The sequence below is a fragment of the Winogradskyella sp. Asnod2-B02-A genome, assembly GCF_045063645.1.
Lineage (GTDB): Bacteria > Bacteroidota > Bacteroidia > Flavobacteriales > Flavobacteriaceae > Winogradskyella.
In genome coordinates this window covers 2,130,881-2,148,196 of record NZ_JBEFOG010000027.1, presented here as the reverse complement: position 1 = coordinate 2,148,196, position 17,316 = coordinate 2,130,881, and the positions used below count along the sequence as shown (strand labels likewise).

The following is a 17,316-nucleotide window of genomic DNA, read 5'->3' as shown; positions in this document are numbered from 1 at the left end:
CACCAAAACCTTAATTTTTAAGTTTTTAGACTATATTGATTCCTATACATTAAAAAAAATAAACACCTTTTAATTGAGAGCTTTAAAATACATTCTAATATTCACCATTTGCCTTGCAAGTTTTAGTTGCAAAGTAAATTATTCATTTACAGGTATAACAGAAACACCTGAAACGTTTCAAGTTAATTTCTTTCAGAATAATGCTGATTTAATTGAACCTGGCTTAGATCAACTATTCACTAATGCGCTACAAGATTTAATTGTAAATCAAACAAGTGCCAATTTGGTAAACTCAGGCGGAGAAGTCATTTACGAAGGTGAAATTGTTGAATATCGTATTTCACCAATGACAGCAACAGCAGAAAATACTGCTGCGCAAAACAGACTAACTATATCGGTAAATGTGCGTTATATTAATACAAAAGATGAAGAAAAAGATTTTGAAAAACGTTTTTCATTCTTTTACGATTATGGAGCAAATGATCAACTTACTGGCAGTATAAAAGACACTGCTTTCGAAGAAATTTTAGAACGCCTTACACAAGATATTCTCAATGCCTCATTAGCAGACTGGTAAATTATGCAGCTTAAGCAACTTACATATTTATTACAACACCCAGAAGCCATTACAGCCTCTCAAACCGAAGCACTTTCTGCTGCCATTAATGAATACCCTTATTTTCAATCTTTAAGAGCATTGTATCTTAAAGGATTAAAACAAAAGGAAAGCTACAAATATAATAACGCTTTAAAAATTACTGCTGCCTACACCACAAATCGTAGTGTTTTATTCGATTATATTACTTCAGACGTCTTCAATCAGAACGAAATATCAGAACGCATAAAACAAAACATTGAGGACATTAAAGCGATAGAAGTTAGCGATGTAGATGACATTTCTGTAAACAAAAGCGTAACCATAGACGATGCGTTAAAAGAACATATTAAAGCAACTGAAGGTGTTTTAGACCCAGGTTTATTTGAAGCAAAACCACTACCTAAACCTACATTAGAAGCAGAAACTCCTAAAATTGAAGATTCTATAATTGCGGTAGATGTAAAAAATATTACAGCAGAAAAACAGCTTAACATAGGCAAACCTTTAGAGTTTGACAAAACCGAAAACCATTCATTTACTGAGTGGCTAAAAATCACGAGTTTTAAACCTATAAATCGTGATGACGACAAAGTTGAAATTGAGCAAAACGCAGAAACAGTATCTAAAAATGAGGCTATAGAAGTAGAAACTACTACTCCACTGCAAGACAAACTTGCAATTATAGATAAATTTATTAGTAATAATCCGAAGATTAAACCTGTTTCTAACAATGCTCCAAAACCTAAGTTAGTTAACAATGATGATGCTATTTCAGACAGTTTAATGACTGAAACTTTAGCTAGAATTTATTTAGAACAAAAAAACTATGATAAAGCAATTCAATCTTACAAAATTTTAAGTTTGAAATATCCAGAAAAAAGTAGTTTCTTTGCACACCAAATAAAATTGGTAAAAGAATTAAAAGATAATAATACAATATAATAATGAGTGCATTTACAATATTTTTAGTACTAATCGTAATCGTTGCCTTTTTACTAGTAGTAGTAATTATGGTACAGAACCCTAAAGGCGGAGGTTTATCATCATCATTTGGTGGTGGTGGCACTCAGCAAATGGGTGGAGTTAAGAAAACAGGAGACTTTTTAGATAAAAGTACTTGGTTTTTAGCTACAGCGTTAATCGTTTTAATTTTAGCATCTAACTTAACTATTGGTTCTGGCGGAAGTACAGAATCTAAAGCTTTAGACACAGATGAACCAACTGAAATGCCTATTTCTGTTCCAGCAACAACTAATGACGCAGGAACAGCGACAGAATAACAGATTGTTATCATATCATATAAAACGAAGCCAACTTTTTAAGTTGGCTTTTTTATTTTACACCAATTTAAATTGACACATCTGAAACTTTGTCAGACTTTATGAATTGGCATAATTTTCGAACTACGCTAAAGCGTAAATTAATAATTAAATAATTTAAAAAACATATAACAAATGGGCTTAAACATTAAACCATTAGCAGACCGTGTTCTTGTAGAACCAAAGAAAGCTGAAACTAAAACAGCTTCAGGAATTATTATTCCAGATAATGCCAAAGAAAAACCACAAGAAGGTACTGTTGTAGCTATCGGTAACGGTACAAAAGATGAACCTTTAACTGTAAAAGTTGGAGATACTGTACTTTACGGAAAATATGGTGGAACTGAACTTAAACTTGAAGGTAAAGATTATTTAATGATGCGTGAAAGCGACATCTTAGCAATAATCTAGATTGCTTTTAGCTATTGGCATTTTCGCCTTTAGCAACTATAAAATAAATCAATTTATAATTCAAACCTTTTAGCTCAAAGCCAAGTGCTAGCAGCTAAAAGCTAAAACAATAAAACAATGGCAAAAGATATAAAATTCGATATTGAAGCACGCGACGGACTAAAACGTGGTGTAGATGCTTTAGCAAATGCAGTAAAAGTAACATTAGGACCAAAAGGTCGTAACGTAATCATAGGAAAATCATTTGGTGCACCTCAAGTGACTAAAGATGGTGTTTCTGTTGCAAAAGAAATTGAACTAGAAGATGAGCTTGAAAACATGGGAGCTCAAATGGTAAAAGAAGTTGCTTCTAAAACTAACGATTTAGCTGGTGATGGTACAACTACAGCTACCGTTTTAGCACAGGCAATCGTAAAAGAAGGTCTAAAAAATGTTGCTGCTGGCGCAAATCCAATGGATTTAAAACGTGGTATTGACAAAGCTGTTGAAGCCATTGTTAAAGATTTAGATAAGCAATCTCAAAAAGTAGGTAGCTCTTCTGATAAAATTAAACAAGTCGCTGCAATTTCTGCTAATAATGACGATACTATTGGTGATTTAATAGCAACTGCTTTTGGTAAAGTTGGTAAAGAAGGGGTTATTACTGTAGAAGAAGCTAAAGGCATGGAAACTTATGTTGACGTTGTTGAAGGTATGCAGTTTGACAGAGGTTATTTATCTCCTTACTTTGTTACAGATGCTGACAAAATGATTGCTGATTTAGAAAATCCATACATTTTATTATTTGATAAGAAAATTTCTAACTTACAAGAAATCCTTCCAATATTAGAGCCTGTTGCACAATCTGGTCGTCCATTATTAATCATCGCAGAAGATGTTGAAGGACAAGCCTTAGCGACTTTAGTAGTTAATAAATTACGTGGAGGACTTAAAATCGCTGCTGTTAAAGCACCAGGTTTTGGAGACAGACGTAAAGCTATGTTAGAAGATATCGCTATCCTTACTGGTGGTGTTGTTATTTCTGAAGAAAGAGGTTTCTCTCTAGAAAATGCTGACTTAACCATGCTAGGTACTGCAGAAACCGTAACCATTGATAAAGACAATACAACAATTGTTAATGGTGAAGGTAAAGCTGCTGATATTAAAGCTAGAGTAAACCAAATTAAAGCTCAGATAGAAACAACAACTTCTGATTACGATAAAGAAAAACTACAAGAACGTTTAGCTAAGTTAGCTGGTGGAGTTGCTGTACTATACGTTGGTGCTGCTTCTGAAGTAGAAATGAAAGAAAAGAAAGACAGAGTTGATGATGCTTTGCATGCAACACGTGCGGCAGTAGAAGAAGGTATTGTTGCTGGTGGTGGTGTTGCTTTAGTGAGAGCTAAAAAGACTTTAGAAAAAATCACAACTGATAATTTAGATGAAACTACAGGTGTACAAATCGTAAATAAAGCTATTGAAGCACCTCTACGTACCATTGTAGAAAATGCTGGTGGTGAAGGCTCTGTGGTTATCAATAAAGTATTAGAAGGTAAGAAAGATTTTGGATACGATGCCAAAACAGAAACTTACGTAGATATGCTTAAAGCTGGTATCATTGATCCTAAGAAAGTAACTCGTATTGCTTTAGAAAATGCCGCTTCTGTTGCTGGCATGATCTTAACTACAGAATGTGCTTTAGTTGATATTAAAGAAGATGCACCTGCTATGCCAATGGGTGGAGGCGGAATGCCAGGCATGATGTAGTTGAAAGCATCAACACACAATGTATAAAACTCGTCAATGAGAAAAATTGAGCTGCAGTTATAAACTTAAAAGCCTTTGATGAAAATCAAAGGCTTTTGTATTTAATAAAATTTCTTAGCTTTAGACACCTAATCAAAAGGATTTATGGCAAAAACTACTAAAGCAACCTGGAAATATACATTAAGAGAAATAGTTATTGTTATTATTGGAATAACTATTGCCTTTAGCATGAATAAATGCGCAGATAACATAAAAGATAGTAAGCTAAAAAAACAATATCTCACTAATCTTAAAAGCGACGTTGAAGCTGACAGGCTTCAACTTGAAAAAAACATTGAAGCGATTAATAAGAAACAGATTATTTGCTCTGAGATTATACCTGTGTTAAATTCTGAAAAAGACCAAGATATGCGATTGATGAATAACATTTTCGCAATAGTGAAATATGTAAATTTTAGCCCTAAAAACATTACGTATAAAACCTTAATAAATTCAGGAGACTTAAAATTGATTGAAGATTTTAAATTAAAAACAGCAATTCAACAACATTATGCTAATTATGATGAATTGTCTGATGATTACTTTAGGCACACGAGTTTAATAAAAGATTATTTAGGTAACTATTTGGTAAACCATGCTGATTATGACCAAATACCTCAAGGCAAAGGGCCATTTTTAGATGAAATTAAACTAAAAAATATTGTAAGAGCCTTAACAACAACCTATGATGATAAGAAAGCTGCGACAAAACTCGGAATTAAAAGTTGCGATGTTTTAATTGCAGAAATTGATGCCGCTTTGAATTAAAATTTTAGTAACCATTAAGATTAATAACAAATCGTTTTACTATCGTTTGTCTAATTCTTAATACTTCTATTTAATAAAAACACATAAAAAAGCCCGAACATAAAGTTCAGGCTTTTTTTTTATTTTAATCCTCTTCTTTCTCATGATCTTTCTTAACCTCGTCATCTCGATATAAGCAACACGCATGGACAGAATGGTATTGTTCATCAGTTGCTTTAATCTCTTTAGTATCATGGCCAACGGCTGCTATACTCTTAGAAATAGTCTTTACATCTGTTTTACGCTCATCAAAAATTAATTTTAACTCGTGCGTATCTACATTCCATACCGCAGATTTTACTCCTTTTGTTCTAATAGCTGCTTTTTCTATTCGTTCCTTACACATACCACAAACTCCATCTACTTCTATATTCGCCTTTGCATTTTTATTTTGTGAAAAAGCAAACATTCCCATACACACTAAAACTACTGTCATTAATTTTTTCATAATTTTTGTTTTTTATCTTCCTTGATTAAACAGGAAATTTATTCATAATATTTTATTTCAATCTTATTCTTTAATTTAACTATATAACGTCAATTGATTCTAAATCGTAATCCTGCATAATACATACTTCCATAAATTGGACCATATACAAAATTACTATCAAAATTTGAACCAAATGGATTATCTGAACTTATCACAGGATCATTCTGACGAACATTAGTTACGTTTTCTCCACCTAAATATACTTCAAATTTTGGCGAAAAGACTTTAGTAACTTGCAAGTTTAACGTTCCAACAGTAGGAGTTTCTTCTACCAATTGAAATTCTTCAGCACTCAATTGAGTGCTTGGAAAACGCTGAGAGCTCAGCCAATTATAGGTTGCATCAAATTTCCATTGAGATCCATTTTCCTTAATTTTTGTTTCGTAAGATGTATTAGCAAATAGGCGATGCTTTGGCACCAATGGTTTTTCTAATTTACCAGACACATAATCAGTTTTAATATCGTAATATTTATAAGCCATGCGTACATCAAAATGTTCAAAAGCATTATAATTAAATTCGAATTGAAAACTATTAGCGTAGCTATCTCCTTCTAAATTATAAAAATTAACTTCATAAGGGTTTTCCCAATCTACAACCACTTGATTCTGAAAATCAGTACGATAAAAATCAAAAGTTACATCTGCTTTTCTATCAAATAAGTTGAAGCCTTGTAAATAGCTAATACCATAGTTCCATGCAATTTCTGGATCTAAACCGTAAATATTTCCTCCAGAATTTAAAATATTAATTTGCCTAGAACTTGCGAACATATTCTGATTTTCAGCAAAAATATTAGCACTTCGTTTTCCTCTCCCAAAAGAAGCTCTTAAAGCAGATTTTTCCCAAGGTGTATAACGCAAATGAAAACGAGGTGTTACAAAAAAGCCTAATCTATTATGCTGATCAAAACGTACGCCTGCCGTCATAATTAACTTATCTAAATTATCATAAGCATATTCAAAAAAACCTCCAACTGAGTTTTCAGTACGTTCATATATATCTGTATTTACTAACTCATCATAGTGGTCGTAAGTAAAACTTAAGCCTGTTTTTATTTTGTGACGAGAATCTGAAATAATAGTATTATAAACCAAATTAGAATAAAAACTATTATGTTCAATATCGTAAAGATTAAGTCCAAAATAAGAATCTTGTTTATGATGACTAAAAGCTGTTTGTAAGCCTAAACTCTGGTATGGAATTTCAGGATTTACATAGCCTAATTTAGTTGAAACCTCAAAACGTTCTGTATTAATTTCACTTCCCCAAAAATTGGTAGTGCCTTTGTCTGTATCACGATTAAAATCTACTTGTCCACTTTGTTTTTCATCATTTAAGTATCTTAAGTTTATAAAACTCACTAAACCTTTTTCAAGGTTTGAGTATTGCCAACGGTTCATCACATTAATTTGATTATAAAGTGGCATATCTAAAAAACCATCGTCATTAACATCGTGTTTTTCTTGATGTGTATTACCATGCAAGTACAAACCTGTACTCCACTTGTCTGATACTTTTGTATTAAAATGCGTGTTTAATTCTAGGCGTTTGCTAGATGCTCCATAAAGATTAACAAACAATTTATCATCGGTTGAAGGTTTTACAAGCTCAGCATTGATTTGCCCAGCAATACTTTCAAAACCATTAACAACACTGCCTGTTCCTTTAGTAATCTGAATACTTTCTACCCAAGTACCAGGAATAAAACTTAATCCATAGGCTTGAGAAGCTCCTCTAACTGTTGGTATGTTTTCTGTAGCAATTAAAATATAAGGCGAATTTAAACCTAACATCTTAATTTGCTTTGTGCCAGAAACTGCATCTGCAAAATTTACATCAATTGACGGATTGGTTTCAAAACTTTCTGCCAAATTACAACAGGCTGCTTTTAACAACTCATCACTAGTAACTGTAAATGTGTTTGTAGCTTGCAAGTAAGACTTTCTTGTAGCCTGTTTACGAGATTCAATGTTTACAGCATCTAGTTCATCGCTGGCCTGTAAAATATGTTTAATATATCTATCTTCTTTTACAGTTATAGTATCTGTTTTAAAGCCCACATAACTAATTACTAGTTGGCTATACGAGAACTTATATGGCAAAGTAAAAGTTCCGTCTTCTGCCGTAATTGCACCAATGGAGGAACCTAGCCAATAGACATTTGCGCCAGGCAACGGCATTTCTTTAGTACTGCTTGTTTCTAAAACAATACCTTCTATCTGTTCTTGCGCTGTTAATATAAACGACAAGAGCATAAAATTTATTACTAAATATTTTTTCATTTGTTTGATTTGTAGGTATAACTTAATAGTGCATAAATTGCACAATTTGATATTCAAAAAAAGTTATAATAAATCAAATAAGGTAAGTCTCATCTAAGCACTGTATATCTTTGATGAGCATGGGCGGAAAATATCCGTAATGTGGAATTGTTAAGTTTGGTAGATCTTCAAAAAGATTAATATACGAAAAACTATAAGCGAATAAAACATGCTTAAGTGTTGTATCTAAATCCTCATAAGAATTTACGATTACTTCAGAAGGTCCTTCAAGAACATCAATTTCATCTTTACAACAGTTCTTTTTCACAGTTTCGGCATCTGTAATTTTAGACATATCCATGCCACATTTTTCGCTTTCAGAAAAAATAGCCACATCAATTAATACATCACCACAAAAATGCTTTTCTATAGTTAATGACAATGTAGAAAACAGCACCAAAAATGATAGTGCAATTGAAATGGTTTTATGTGTGTATGAAAATTTCACGATGCAAAGCTACGAAATTATTGAATTGATAGTTTAGAATTACCACACAATTAACGGTTCAGCTTATAATAATAAAATGCTGGCAACAATAATATTAAGCCTATTGGTTGAATTAAAAAGCGCCTTACATTGAAAAACAAATAATAGTCTTCTTGATTTGGGTTAATTACAAAATACAGAAACGGAATCAGCAATAACACATAAGCAACAGCATAAATAAATAAAGAAAACTTGATTATACCTTTATCTTTAAAACTGAGGTATAAAATCCCTAAAGAAATTACTGTATTTAGCGCAAACCTTAAGGTTGTGTACAAAACGAGCTTTGCTATTTCTCGTCTAGGACTATCGATGTACAAGTAATCATTTTTAAAAAAAGTTAAATACGGGTCATAAAACAAGTCGTTTTCAAAAGCTCTAATTAAGATTAAAAACAGCACTAAAATTACAATCAAAGAAAATGATACAACTTTATTCATTGGCTTTTATTTGTTTAGAAAAACGATTCACCCATATCATCCAAAGCAAAAATACGGTTCCGTATATTAACATCGGAAAAATAACCGTATGCAAAACTTCTCTTCTCCATGGATAATGATAAAGCCCTATTGATAAAATAACAATTCGGATTAAATTAAACGCATAAATAATTATGCTACCTGCTAAACCATAAAATAAAGTAGTTTTAAACTTTCCGGCAAAGGCAACTATAAAAGACAGAAATAAAATAATAACACTGATAGCATTACATCCTTCAATAACACGAGCCACGTATTTTCCATTCATAATTATTTTAATGGAAGGCTCATTTTCATGCGGTATAACACTTGTTTGATACCCTAGACTATTTAATAATACATTGGTTTGCTCTGCTACTAAATGTGTTAAATAATCTGGATAGTATTTAGTACCATCAGACATATTTAAATACACATTATAACCTATAGTTAAAATTCCATATACAGCCAAAAATGTGACTATAAAACGAATAACGGGCTTGTATTTTAATAAAAGTGCTTTCAACAAATAATTATAATTATACGATGTTAAATTTATAAAAACACTAACTGAAAATTGCTCATTTTAGATACTTTTACAAAAAGTTTTTTAATCAAATGATTTTACAAGACCTTAAACCTAGAATTAAATCGATTATTGCACAAGAAAACCTTAGTGTAGATCAACGATTGTTACAAATTTGCGAAACTCTTGAATCGCAGATAAGCTATTATAATTGGGTTGGATTTTATTTTAAAAATGGAGAAAAAGACGAATTAAAATTAGGACCTTACGTTGGTGAACCTACAGACCATATTATTATTCCGTTTGGAAAAGGCATTTGTGGACAGGTTGCAATTAGTAACCAAAATTTTGTAGTCCCAGACGTGTCTGCTCAAGATAATTATATTGCTTGCAGTATTACTGTAAAAGCCGAAATTGTAATTCCTATTTTTGTAAATGGTGAAAATATTGGTCAAATAGATATTGACTCTAACACACCAGACCCATTTACTGAGGCAGATGAACGTTTTCTAGAATTTGTTTGTAAGGAAGTAGCCTCTTTAATTAAATAAGATTTCGCTTATAAACAGCTAAAACATTAAAAAGGAAAGAGCAAACATTGATGTTTCGTTTAAATTCAAATTAAAAATCTAAGTTACATTCCTGTGCGTATTGCTTCTACGGGATCTAAACGCGACGCTCTCAATGCTGGCACTACGCCTGAGATTAAACCAATTATTGAAGAAATAAAGAATCCTAAAGCCATATTATATGGTGATAATACAAATTCAAAATCTTCTGTAAAACTGTTTCCTATTATAGTACCTATCCAGACCAAAAACAATCCTACAACTCCACCAACCACAGCTAAAATTACAGCTTCAAACAAAAACTGAAAGAGTATAAATTTATTTTTTGCGCCTAATGATTTTTGAATACCAATAAGATTGGTGCGTTCTTTAACACTAACAAACATAATATTTGCAATTCCAAAACCTCCAACTAGGAGAGAAAATCCACTAATAACCCATCCTATTATGTTTAGACTTCCAATAATTGTATCTATAAGATCTTGAAGACCTGAAATAACACTAATAAAAAAGGTGTCCATTTCATCTGGCTTTAAACCTCTTTTATTTCGCATTACCTGCACCAATTCAGCCTTTAACCCTTCAATATCCGCATCTTTTTTAGGCTTCACAATAACAATATACTTCATAAATGGATTATTATCTCCATATCTATTTCTAACATAATTAGCGGGAAGAAAAATGGAAACATCATTACTATCTCCAAACAAACCAGATCCTTCTTTTTTAACGACTCCAATTACCGTAAATTTTTGACCATAAAGTCTCACTTTTTTCCCAATTGGTTCAAGTTCTCCAAATAAGGATTTAGCGATTTCAGAACCAATAACAACAACAGCTTTCCCTGAATTAGATTCAGATTCGTTATAAAAACGACCTTTTTCAAATTCCATCACCTGAATATCTATAAACTCATGAGACACCACAACGGTATTAACACTGCTTACTAATTCAGATTCATATCTAATATTTTCTCGTTTTACAAATAACTGTAATGCCACATGCTCTGCATCAGAGACCGAGGATTTAATACTTTTAAATTCATTATAAGACACTTCATCAAAAGTTTCTCTTTGCCAACGTGGTACATCTGTTGGACCAAAAGACATATTTGCCACATACATTGTATTACTATCTAAAGAACTTAATTGAGAAGTTATGGTTTTATCTAAAGAATCTACAGCTGCAAGCACAGCAATAATAGAGAAGATACCAACCGTTACACCTAAAAGTGATAAGAATGTTCTGAGTTTATTGTTCCGAAGTGCATTAAGTGCAAACGAAAAACTCTCTTTTAATAAGCGTAAATAGACTAGCATGCAGAGGTTGTTTTTATAACATTTTAAAGATAGGACGTTTTCAACAATTTATTGTTACAAAAAACTTAAAGAAACTGTATTTAGCACCAAGCTTTTCGTTTTGAATATACGTATTTTTGGCGCATCTAAAACACAACACAACATTATGAGCAACAAAACCATTTCATCGGCACTAATTTCTGTATTTAGTAAAGATGGATTAGCACCAATCGTAAAAAAATTAAACGATTTAAACGTAACCATCTATTCCACTGGAGGTACTGAAAAATTTATTAAAGATTTAGGTATCGATGTCGTACCTGTAGAAGATGTAACATCTTATCCTTCAATACTTGGAGGTCGCGTAAAAACGCTTCACCCTAAAGTATTTGGCGGCATTTTAAATCGTCAAAATCACGATGGTGATGTTGCAGAATTAAAAGAATTTGATATTCCGCAAATTGACGTAGTTATTGTAGATTTATATCCTTTTGAAAAAACTGTAGCTTCTGGCGCGAGTAACCAAGATATTATTGAAAAAATTGATATTGGAGGGATTTCTTTAATTAGAGCGGCTGCAAAAAATTATGCTGACGTCACTTGCGTTTCTTCAGTAGACGATTATGCGGAATTTTTAGAGTTACTAGAAACTAAAAATGGAGAAACATCTGAAGCCGACAGAAAACAATTTGCTGCAAAGGCATTTAATGTGTCTTCTCATTATGATTCTGCTATTTTTAATTACTTCAACAAAAATCATGAGATTCCATCTTTAAAAATTTCAGAAAACAAAGGAAAAGTATTGCGTTATGGTGAAAATCCACATCAAAAAGGATTCTTTTTTGGTGATTTTGATGAAATATTCACAAAACTTCACGGTAAAGAATTAAGCTACAACAACCTTTTAGATGTAGATGCTGCTGTAAATTTAATGTTAGAATTTAAAAATGACGCACCAACTTTTGCTGTTTTAAAACACAACAATGCATGTGGATTAGCTCAGCGCGACACAATACACCAAGCCTATGTGGATGCTTTGGCTGGAGATCCTGTTTCTGCCTTTGGCGGGGTTTTAATTAGTAACACTGAAATTGATGTTGCTACTGCTAAAGAGATTCACAAATTATTCTGCGAAGTTGTTATTGCACCATCGTTTTCTGATGAAGCTCTTGAAATTTTAAAAGGTAAGAAGAATAGAATCCTTTTAATTCTAAAAGATATAGAAATGCCTCAAACCAACGTAAGAAGTTGTTTAAATGGCGTTTTAGTTCAGGATAGAAATAATATTACAGATACACTTGAAGGTTTAAAATCAGTTACAAAAACTACAGCGACGTCAGCTGAATTAGACGATTTAATATTTGCTTCAAAAATTTGTAAGCATACAAAATCTAACACTATTGTTCTTGTAAAAAACAGACAGCTTTGTGCGAGTGGAACAGGACAAACAAGTCGTGTAGATGCATTAAACCAAGCAATACACAAAGCACAATCCTTTAAATTTGATTTAAACGGAGCTGTAATGGCTAGTGATGCCTTTTTTCCTTTTCCAGATTGTGTAGAGATTGCAGATAATGCTGGTATAACTGCTGTGATTCAACCAGGTGGCTCTATAAAAGATGAATTGAGTATTAACTATTGTAACGATAATAATGTTGCAATGGTTTTTACAGGCACACGTCATTTTAAGCACTAAAAATTATTAATTTAATAAGAATATTGAGCCTAGAAGTAAGACGCATAACTATCTTATTTCTAGGCTCTAATTTTTCATAAATTTCTCAAGTTAAAGGCGTCTTTTATAAAAGCGAAATAAAAAACAAAAAAAATCTATCAATAAACGTCTAATTTCGTATAAATATCGTATTATTTACTACATTTACAGATAGTCGTAAATAGAAGACGAGAGTAACCCAAATAATTAAGAACAGCACATGGGATTTTTTGATTTCCTAACGGAAGAAATAGCCATAGATTTAGGAACCGCAAATACACTGATAATACACAACGACAAAGTTGTTGTAGACAATCCATCGATAGTAGCAAGAGACCGCATTAGCGGAAAAATTATAGCCGTTGGCAAAGAAGCCAACATGATGCAAGGAAAAACGCACGAGAATATTAAAACTATTCGTCCTTTAAAAGATGGCGTTATTGCAGATTTTGATGCTTCAGAGCAAATGATAAGCATGTTTATTAAAAACATTCCGGCATTGAAGAAGAAATTTTTCAATCCTGCATTACGAATGGTGGTTTGTATTCCTTCAGGAATTACAGAAGTAGAAATGCGAGCAGTAAAAGAATCTTGTGAGCGTGTTAACGGGAAAGAAGTTTACTTAATACACGAACCGATGGCAGCAGCTATTGGTATTGGCATTGACATTATGCAGCCTAAAGGAAACATGATTGTTGATATAGGTGGAGGAACTACCGAAATTGCAGTTATTGCCCTTGGCGGTATTGTTTGTGACAAATCTGTAAAAGTTGCAGGTGATGTGTTTACAAACGATATTATCTATTACATGAGAACCCAACATAACTTATATATTGGAGATAGAACGGCAGAAAAAATTAAAATTCAAATTGGTGCAGCCACAGAAGATTTAGAATTACCTCCAGAAGACATGAGTGTTCAAGGCCGTGATTTATTAACAGGAAAGCCTAAGCAAGTTCAAATTTCATATAGAGAAATTGCAAAAGCTTTAGACAAATCTATTTTGCGTATTGAAGATTCTGTAATGGAAACGTTATCTCAAACTCCACCAGAATTAGCAGCAGATATTTACAACACTGGTATTTATTTAGCAGGTGGTGGATCTATGTTAAGAGGATTAGACAAACGTCTATCTCAAAAAACTGATTTACCTGTCTATATTGCCGAAGATCCTTTGAGAGCTGTAGTTAGAGGTACAGGTATCGTACTTAAAAACTTATCTAAATACAAAAGCGTATTGATTAAATAAGCCATAAATAATGCAACAAATTTTCAATTTTGTTATAAGAAACAAAACCTTTCTGTTGTTTATATTGCTTTTTAGTATTGCTTTAACTTTAACCATTCAATCGCATTCTTATCATAAGAGTAAATTTATAAATTCTGCTAATGGTTTAACTGGCGGTTTATATGGAGCGATGAATTCTGTTGATCAATATTTCAATTTAAAAACAGAAAACAACATACTCGCTGAGGAAAACAAACTACTAAGAGAGCAGTTATTAAATTTAAAAACAACAATCGATTCAACATTTATTGATAGTTCTTATGCTCAAATAAAATATAGAATAACTACAGCAGATGTATACAAAAACAGTTACGCTGCAACGAACAACTATCTTACTCTAAATAAAGGTAAAAACGACAGTATAAAAACGGATTTGGGTGTTATGACCTCTAATGGAATAATAGGAATCATTGACAACACATCGAATAAATACTCTAGAGTATTATCTATATTAAATAAAAAAAGTAGAATTAATGCAAAAATTAAATCTACCAACCACATTGGTTCTTTAAAATGGAATGGGGATTCTCCTCTGTTTGTGCAACTTGTAGACGTCTCTCAGTTTGCTCCTGTAAAAATTGGAGATACGATTGAAACTGGTGGTGAATCTTCAATTTTCCCAAAAGGAATTGGTATTGGTTCTATTGCTAGTTTTGAAACTGATATTGGAGGAGACACCTACAATATTGAAGTGAAATTATTTAACGATATGACCAATGTTGGAAAAGTTTATATCATAGAAAATTTAGAACGAAACGAAATTTATAATTTAGAAAACAACACAAATGAATAGTGTTTTAACTGTAAATATAGTTCGGTTTGTATTATTACTATTGGTACAAGTTCTCATATGCAATCATATTAATTTCCTTGGTTATATCAACCCTTATATTTATATCATATTTATTTTTCTATTTCCTATTAGAGAAGAACGCCTTATCTTACTACTAGCCAGTTTTTTACTAGGAATGATGATCGATTTGTTTTCAGATTCAGGAGGCGTGCACGCAGCAGCAGCAGTAAGTTTGGCCTATGTAAGACCTATACTTTTAAAAAGTTCTTTCGGAATGTTATACGAACATCAAAGTATAAAGTTTAGTACAACGGAAATAGGCAGTTTAATATCATATATTTCTATAGGTACAGTTATTCACCACTTAATCTTATTTTCATTAGAAATTTTTAACATTTCTAATATACTTTTAATCTTACAAAAAACGTTATTTTCTAGTATTTTCACTATTATTCTTAGTGTATTGATTATAATTCTATTTAGCCGAAACAAAAAATGAGAAAATTATTACTCTTAACTACTGTAATTCTTGTAGGTCTCGTTTTTATTGCGCGTTTATTTTACCTTCAGGTTTACAATAATTCTGCCTATGATATTTTTGAAGATACGGCGATTCGAAAAGAGTTCAACTATCCTAAACGTGGCTATGTTTATGATAGAAACGGTAAACTTTTAGTTGCCAACCAACCCTCTTATGATGTGATGGTAATTCCTAGAGAAGTATCTCCTTTAGATTCACTAGAGTTAAATGAATTTTGTCAACTATTAAAAATTACTCAAGAAGAGTATTATAAGAAATTAGCCAGAGCTAAAAATTATTCACCAAGACTACCTTCTCCATTTGTACCTCAGCTTTCCAAAAAAGATTATGCTGTTTTACAAGAAAAAATGCGAAAGTTTGAAGGTTTTTATATTCAGAAACGATCGCTTAGATCTTATCAAACCAATATTGGAGCTAATGTTTTAGGAGATTTAGGTGAAGTTAACCGTAGAACCATAAAAGATCAACCATATTATAAATTAGGTGATTTAATTGGCAAACAAGGTGTTGAAAAGACTTACGAAGATGTACTAAGAGGTGTAAAAGGCATAAAATTCATTCAAAAAGACCGCTTTAATAAAAACATTGGCCCTTATAAAGAAGGGACTTTAGACACTTTACCTCAACCAGGAAAAGATATTACCCTAACCATAGACTCAGAATTGCAAGCTTATGGAGAGCTATTAATGAAACACAAACGTGGTGGTATTGTTGCTATTGATCCTCAGAGTGGAGAAATACTTGCTATGGTTACAGGTCCAAGCTACAATCCCAACTTATTAGTAGGAAGAGAACGTAATAAAAATTTTAGTAGCTTATTTAGAGATACCATTAATATGCCTACCTACGATAGAGGTTTACAAGCCCAATATCCACCAGGCTCACCCTTTAAAGTAATAAATGCACTAATTGGGCTGCAAGAAGAAGTCGTTGAGATCGATGATAAATTTACTTGTAGAATGGGCTATTATTATGGTAGTCGAAAATTAACGGGTTGTCACCATCACCGAAGTCCTGTTGCTATGAATGATGGTATAGCTCAATCTTGTAATGCCTATTTTGTTAATGTATACCGTCGTATTATAGATAAATATGATGATGCCGGAGAAGGCATGAATGTTTGGGCAAATCATGCAAAAAGTTTTGGTTTAGGCAATTTTTTAAATAATGACTTATCTGTGGGTCAACCCGGAAGAATACCTGATGGTGATTACTACGACAGAGCTTATGGCGACAATCGTTGGGGTTCTACCTATATTGTATCTAATGCCATTGGACAAGGAGAAGTTGAAGCTACACCTATTCAACTGGCAAATATGGCTGCAGCAATTGGAAATCGTGGCTATTACTTCACTCCGCATATTATTAAAAATATTGAAGGAGATACTATTCCAAAAAAATATAAAACGCCTAAGTATACAACAATAGATAAACGTCATTTTGAGCCTGTTGTGCAAGGTATGTTTGACGTATATAATGAAGGTACGGCTAAATCTTTAAGAGTTCCAGGAATAGAAATCTGTGGAAAAACGGGTACTGCAGAAAACTTTATAAGAATTGATAGTGTAAAAACACAACTAACAGATCACTCCATCTTTGTGGCTTTTGCTCCCAAAGATAATCCTAAAATTGCGATAGCCGTTTTTGTTGAAAATGGATATTGGGGAAGTCGTTTTGCAGGAAGAATGGCAAGTCTTATGATTGAAAAACATATTAATGGTGAAATTACTAGAACCGATTTAGAAAATTGGATATTAACTCACAGTCTTGAAAACGAATATAAAAAGCCTTATTCTGGTGAGCCTTTTAAAATTAATGGACAAACTTCTCTGCAGCTTATTGATAATTATGCAACTGAAGAAAATCACACTATCGAAAACCAAAATACTAGCGCTTTAAAATTATAAC

General features: G+C 32.3%; 18 protein-coding genes. 12 read left to right on the top strand and 6 right to left on the bottom strand.

Annotated elements, in window-relative coordinates; all coding sequences use genetic code 11:
- Positions 1-73: 73 nt before the first annotated feature.
- The 6 genes from ACJJVO_RS17165 to ACJJVO_RS17140 all read left to right on the top strand — a co-directional run bounded on the left by ACJJVO_RS17165 (position 74) and on the right by ACJJVO_RS17140 (position 4,881).
- Positions 74-577, top strand: coding sequence for an LptE family protein (locus tag ACJJVO_RS17165; RefSeq protein ID WP_405576341.1), 504 nt, complete (start codon positions 74-76; stop codon positions 575-577).
- 3 nt (positions 578-580) lie between these two features.
- Positions 581-1,540: a hypothetical protein gene (locus ACJJVO_RS17160; RefSeq protein ID WP_405576339.1), complete on the top strand. Its 960-nt coding sequence runs from the start codon at positions 581-583 to the stop codon at positions 1,538-1,540.
- A gap of 2 nt (positions 1,541-1,542) precedes the next feature.
- Positions 1,543-1,878 (top strand): preprotein translocase subunit SecG, encoded by a 336-nt coding sequence (secG, locus tag ACJJVO_RS17155; RefSeq protein ID WP_405576337.1) that lies wholly within the window; start codon positions 1,543-1,545, stop codon positions 1,876-1,878.
- A gap of 174 nt (positions 1,879-2,052) precedes the next feature.
- Entirely contained in the window at positions 2,053-2,328 is a 276-nt protein-coding gene (gene groES / locus ACJJVO_RS17150) for a co-chaperone GroES (RefSeq protein ID WP_115816229.1), read from the top strand.
- A gap of 117 nt (positions 2,329-2,445) precedes the next feature.
- Positions 2,446-4,074 (top strand): chaperonin GroEL, encoded by a 1,629-nt coding sequence (gene groL, locus ACJJVO_RS17145; protein WP_405576334.1) that lies wholly within the window; start codon positions 2,446-2,448, stop codon positions 4,072-4,074.
- A 144-nt stretch (positions 4,075-4,218) separates the two neighbouring features.
- Positions 4,219-4,881, top strand: a complete 663-nt coding sequence (locus ACJJVO_RS17140; protein WP_405576332.1) for a DUF6090 family protein — start codon at positions 4,219-4,221, stop codon at positions 4,879-4,881.
- Between the two features lie 124 nt (positions 4,882-5,005).
- Here ACJJVO_RS17140 and ACJJVO_RS17135 read toward each other — a convergent pair whose 3' ends face one another.
- The 5 genes from ACJJVO_RS17135 to xrtF all read right to left on the bottom strand — a co-directional run bounded on the left by ACJJVO_RS17135 (position 5,006) and on the right by xrtF (position 9,205).
- Complete coding sequence (locus ACJJVO_RS17135) at positions 5,006-5,368, bottom strand: heavy-metal-associated domain-containing protein (protein ID WP_405576330.1); 363 nt, start codon at positions 5,366-5,368, stop codon at positions 5,006-5,008.
- Positions 5,369-5,457: 89 nt separating this feature from the next.
- Positions 5,458-7,695 carry a TonB-dependent receptor domain-containing protein gene (locus ACJJVO_RS17130; protein ID WP_405576328.1) on the bottom strand — a complete coding sequence of 746 codons (2,238 nt, stop codon included), beginning with the start codon at positions 7,693-7,695 and terminating at the stop codon, positions 5,458-5,460.
- A 73-nt stretch (positions 7,696-7,768) separates the two neighbouring features.
- Positions 7,769-8,182, bottom strand: a complete 414-nt coding sequence (locus ACJJVO_RS17125) for an HYC_CC_PP family protein (RefSeq protein WP_405576326.1) — start codon at positions 8,180-8,182, stop codon at positions 7,769-7,771.
- A gap of 50 nt (positions 8,183-8,232) precedes the next feature.
- Positions 8,233-8,661, bottom strand: coding sequence for an exosortase F system-associated membrane protein (locus tag ACJJVO_RS17120; RefSeq protein ID WP_405576324.1), 429 nt, complete (start codon positions 8,659-8,661; stop codon positions 8,233-8,235).
- Positions 8,654-9,205, bottom strand: coding sequence for an exosortase family protein XrtF (gene xrtF / locus ACJJVO_RS17115; RefSeq protein ID WP_405576322.1), 552 nt, complete (start codon positions 9,203-9,205; stop codon positions 8,654-8,656). The genes ACJJVO_RS17120 and xrtF overlap by 8 nt, the downstream gene beginning before the upstream one ends.
- 92 nt (positions 9,206-9,297) lie before the next feature.
- On the opposite strand from xrtF, the gene ACJJVO_RS17110 reads away from it, so the two are divergent.
- Positions 9,298-9,756: a GAF domain-containing protein gene (locus ACJJVO_RS17110; protein ID WP_405576320.1), complete on the top strand. Its 459-nt coding sequence runs from the start codon at positions 9,298-9,300 to the stop codon at positions 9,754-9,756.
- 83 nt (positions 9,757-9,839) lie between these two features.
- On the opposite strand, the gene ACJJVO_RS17105 is transcribed toward ACJJVO_RS17110, so the two are convergent.
- A complete protein-coding gene (locus ACJJVO_RS17105; RefSeq protein WP_405576318.1) occupies positions 9,840-11,093 on the bottom strand; it encodes an ABC transporter permease in 1,254 nt (417 codons plus the stop codon).
- Positions 11,094-11,238: 145 nt separating this feature from the next.
- Here ACJJVO_RS17105 and purH point away from each other — a divergent pair, with 145 nt between their 5' ends.
- From purH to ACJJVO_RS17080, 5 genes are all read left to right on the top strand, one after another.
- Positions 11,239-12,768 carry a bifunctional phosphoribosylaminoimidazolecarboxamide formyltransferase/IMP cyclohydrolase gene (gene purH, locus ACJJVO_RS17100; RefSeq protein WP_405576981.1) on the top strand — a complete coding sequence of 510 codons (1,530 nt, stop codon included), beginning with the start codon at positions 11,239-11,241 and terminating at the stop codon, positions 12,766-12,768.
- 238 nt (positions 12,769-13,006) lie between these two features.
- The gene (locus ACJJVO_RS17095) at positions 13,007-14,035 is read left to right on the top strand and encodes a rod shape-determining protein (protein WP_405576316.1); all 1,029 of its coding nucleotides are present in this window, start codon (positions 13,007-13,009) and stop codon (positions 14,033-14,035) included.
- Between the two features lie 10 nt (positions 14,036-14,045).
- A complete protein-coding gene (gene mreC, locus ACJJVO_RS17090; RefSeq protein ID WP_405576314.1) occupies positions 14,046-14,867 on the top strand; it encodes a rod shape-determining protein MreC in 822 nt (273 codons plus the stop codon).
- Positions 14,860-15,366 (top strand): rod shape-determining protein MreD, encoded by a 507-nt coding sequence (locus ACJJVO_RS17085; protein WP_405576312.1) that lies wholly within the window; start codon positions 14,860-14,862, stop codon positions 15,364-15,366. The genes mreC and ACJJVO_RS17085 overlap by 8 nt, the downstream gene beginning before the upstream one ends.
- Complete coding sequence (locus tag ACJJVO_RS17080; protein WP_405576310.1) at positions 15,363-17,315, top strand: peptidoglycan D,D-transpeptidase FtsI family protein; 1,953 nt, start codon at positions 15,363-15,365, stop codon at positions 17,313-17,315. Before ACJJVO_RS17085 ends, ACJJVO_RS17080 begins: the two co-directional genes overlap by 4 nt.
- Position 17,316: the final 1 nt, after the last annotated feature.

Excerpts from the sequence above, each read along its gene's own strand:
- purH (WP_405576981.1), top strand. The coding sequence starts at position 11,239 with ATGAGCAACAAAACCATTTCATCGGCACTAATTTCTGTATTTAGTAAA.
- ACJJVO_RS17140 (WP_405576332.1), top strand. The coding sequence starts at position 4,219 with ATGGCAAAAACTACTAAAGCAACCTGGAAATATACATTAAGAGAAATA.
- ACJJVO_RS17160 (WP_405576339.1), top strand. The coding sequence starts at position 581 with ATGCAGCTTAAGCAACTTACATATTTATTACAACACCCAGAAGCCATT.
- ACJJVO_RS17085 (WP_405576312.1), top strand. The coding sequence starts at position 14,860 with ATGAATAGTGTTTTAACTGTAAATATAGTTCGGTTTGTATTATTACTA.
- ACJJVO_RS17120 (WP_405576324.1), bottom strand. The coding sequence starts at position 8,661 with ATGAATAAAGTTGTATCATTTTCTTTGATTGTAATTTTAGTGCTGTTT.
- ACJJVO_RS17080 (WP_405576310.1), top strand. The coding sequence starts at position 15,363 with ATGAGAAAATTATTACTCTTAACTACTGTAATTCTTGTAGGTCTCGTT.
- secG (WP_405576337.1), top strand. The coding sequence starts at position 1,543 with ATGAGTGCATTTACAATATTTTTAGTACTAATCGTAATCGTTGCCTTT.
- ACJJVO_RS17110 (WP_405576320.1), top strand. The coding sequence starts at position 9,298 with ATGATTTTACAAGACCTTAAACCTAGAATTAAATCGATTATTGCACAA.
- ACJJVO_RS17095 (WP_405576316.1), top strand. The coding sequence starts at position 13,007 with ATGGGATTTTTTGATTTCCTAACGGAAGAAATAGCCATAGATTTAGGA.
- ACJJVO_RS17130 (WP_405576328.1), bottom strand. The coding sequence starts at position 7,695 with ATGAAAAAATATTTAGTAATAAATTTTATGCTCTTGTCGTTTATATTA.
- ACJJVO_RS17135 (WP_405576330.1), bottom strand. The coding sequence starts at position 5,368 with ATGAAAAAATTAATGACAGTAGTTTTAGTGTGTATGGGAATGTTTGCT.
- groL (WP_405576334.1), top strand. The coding sequence starts at position 2,446 with ATGGCAAAAGATATAAAATTCGATATTGAAGCACGCGACGGACTAAAA.
- ACJJVO_RS17105 (WP_405576318.1), bottom strand. The coding sequence starts at position 11,093 with ATGCTAGTCTATTTACGCTTATTAAAAGAGAGTTTTTCGTTTGCACTT.
- mreC (WP_405576314.1), top strand. The coding sequence starts at position 14,046 with ATGCAACAAATTTTCAATTTTGTTATAAGAAACAAAACCTTTCTGTTG.
- groES (WP_115816229.1), top strand. The coding sequence starts at position 2,053 with ATGGGCTTAAACATTAAACCATTAGCAGACCGTGTTCTTGTAGAACCA.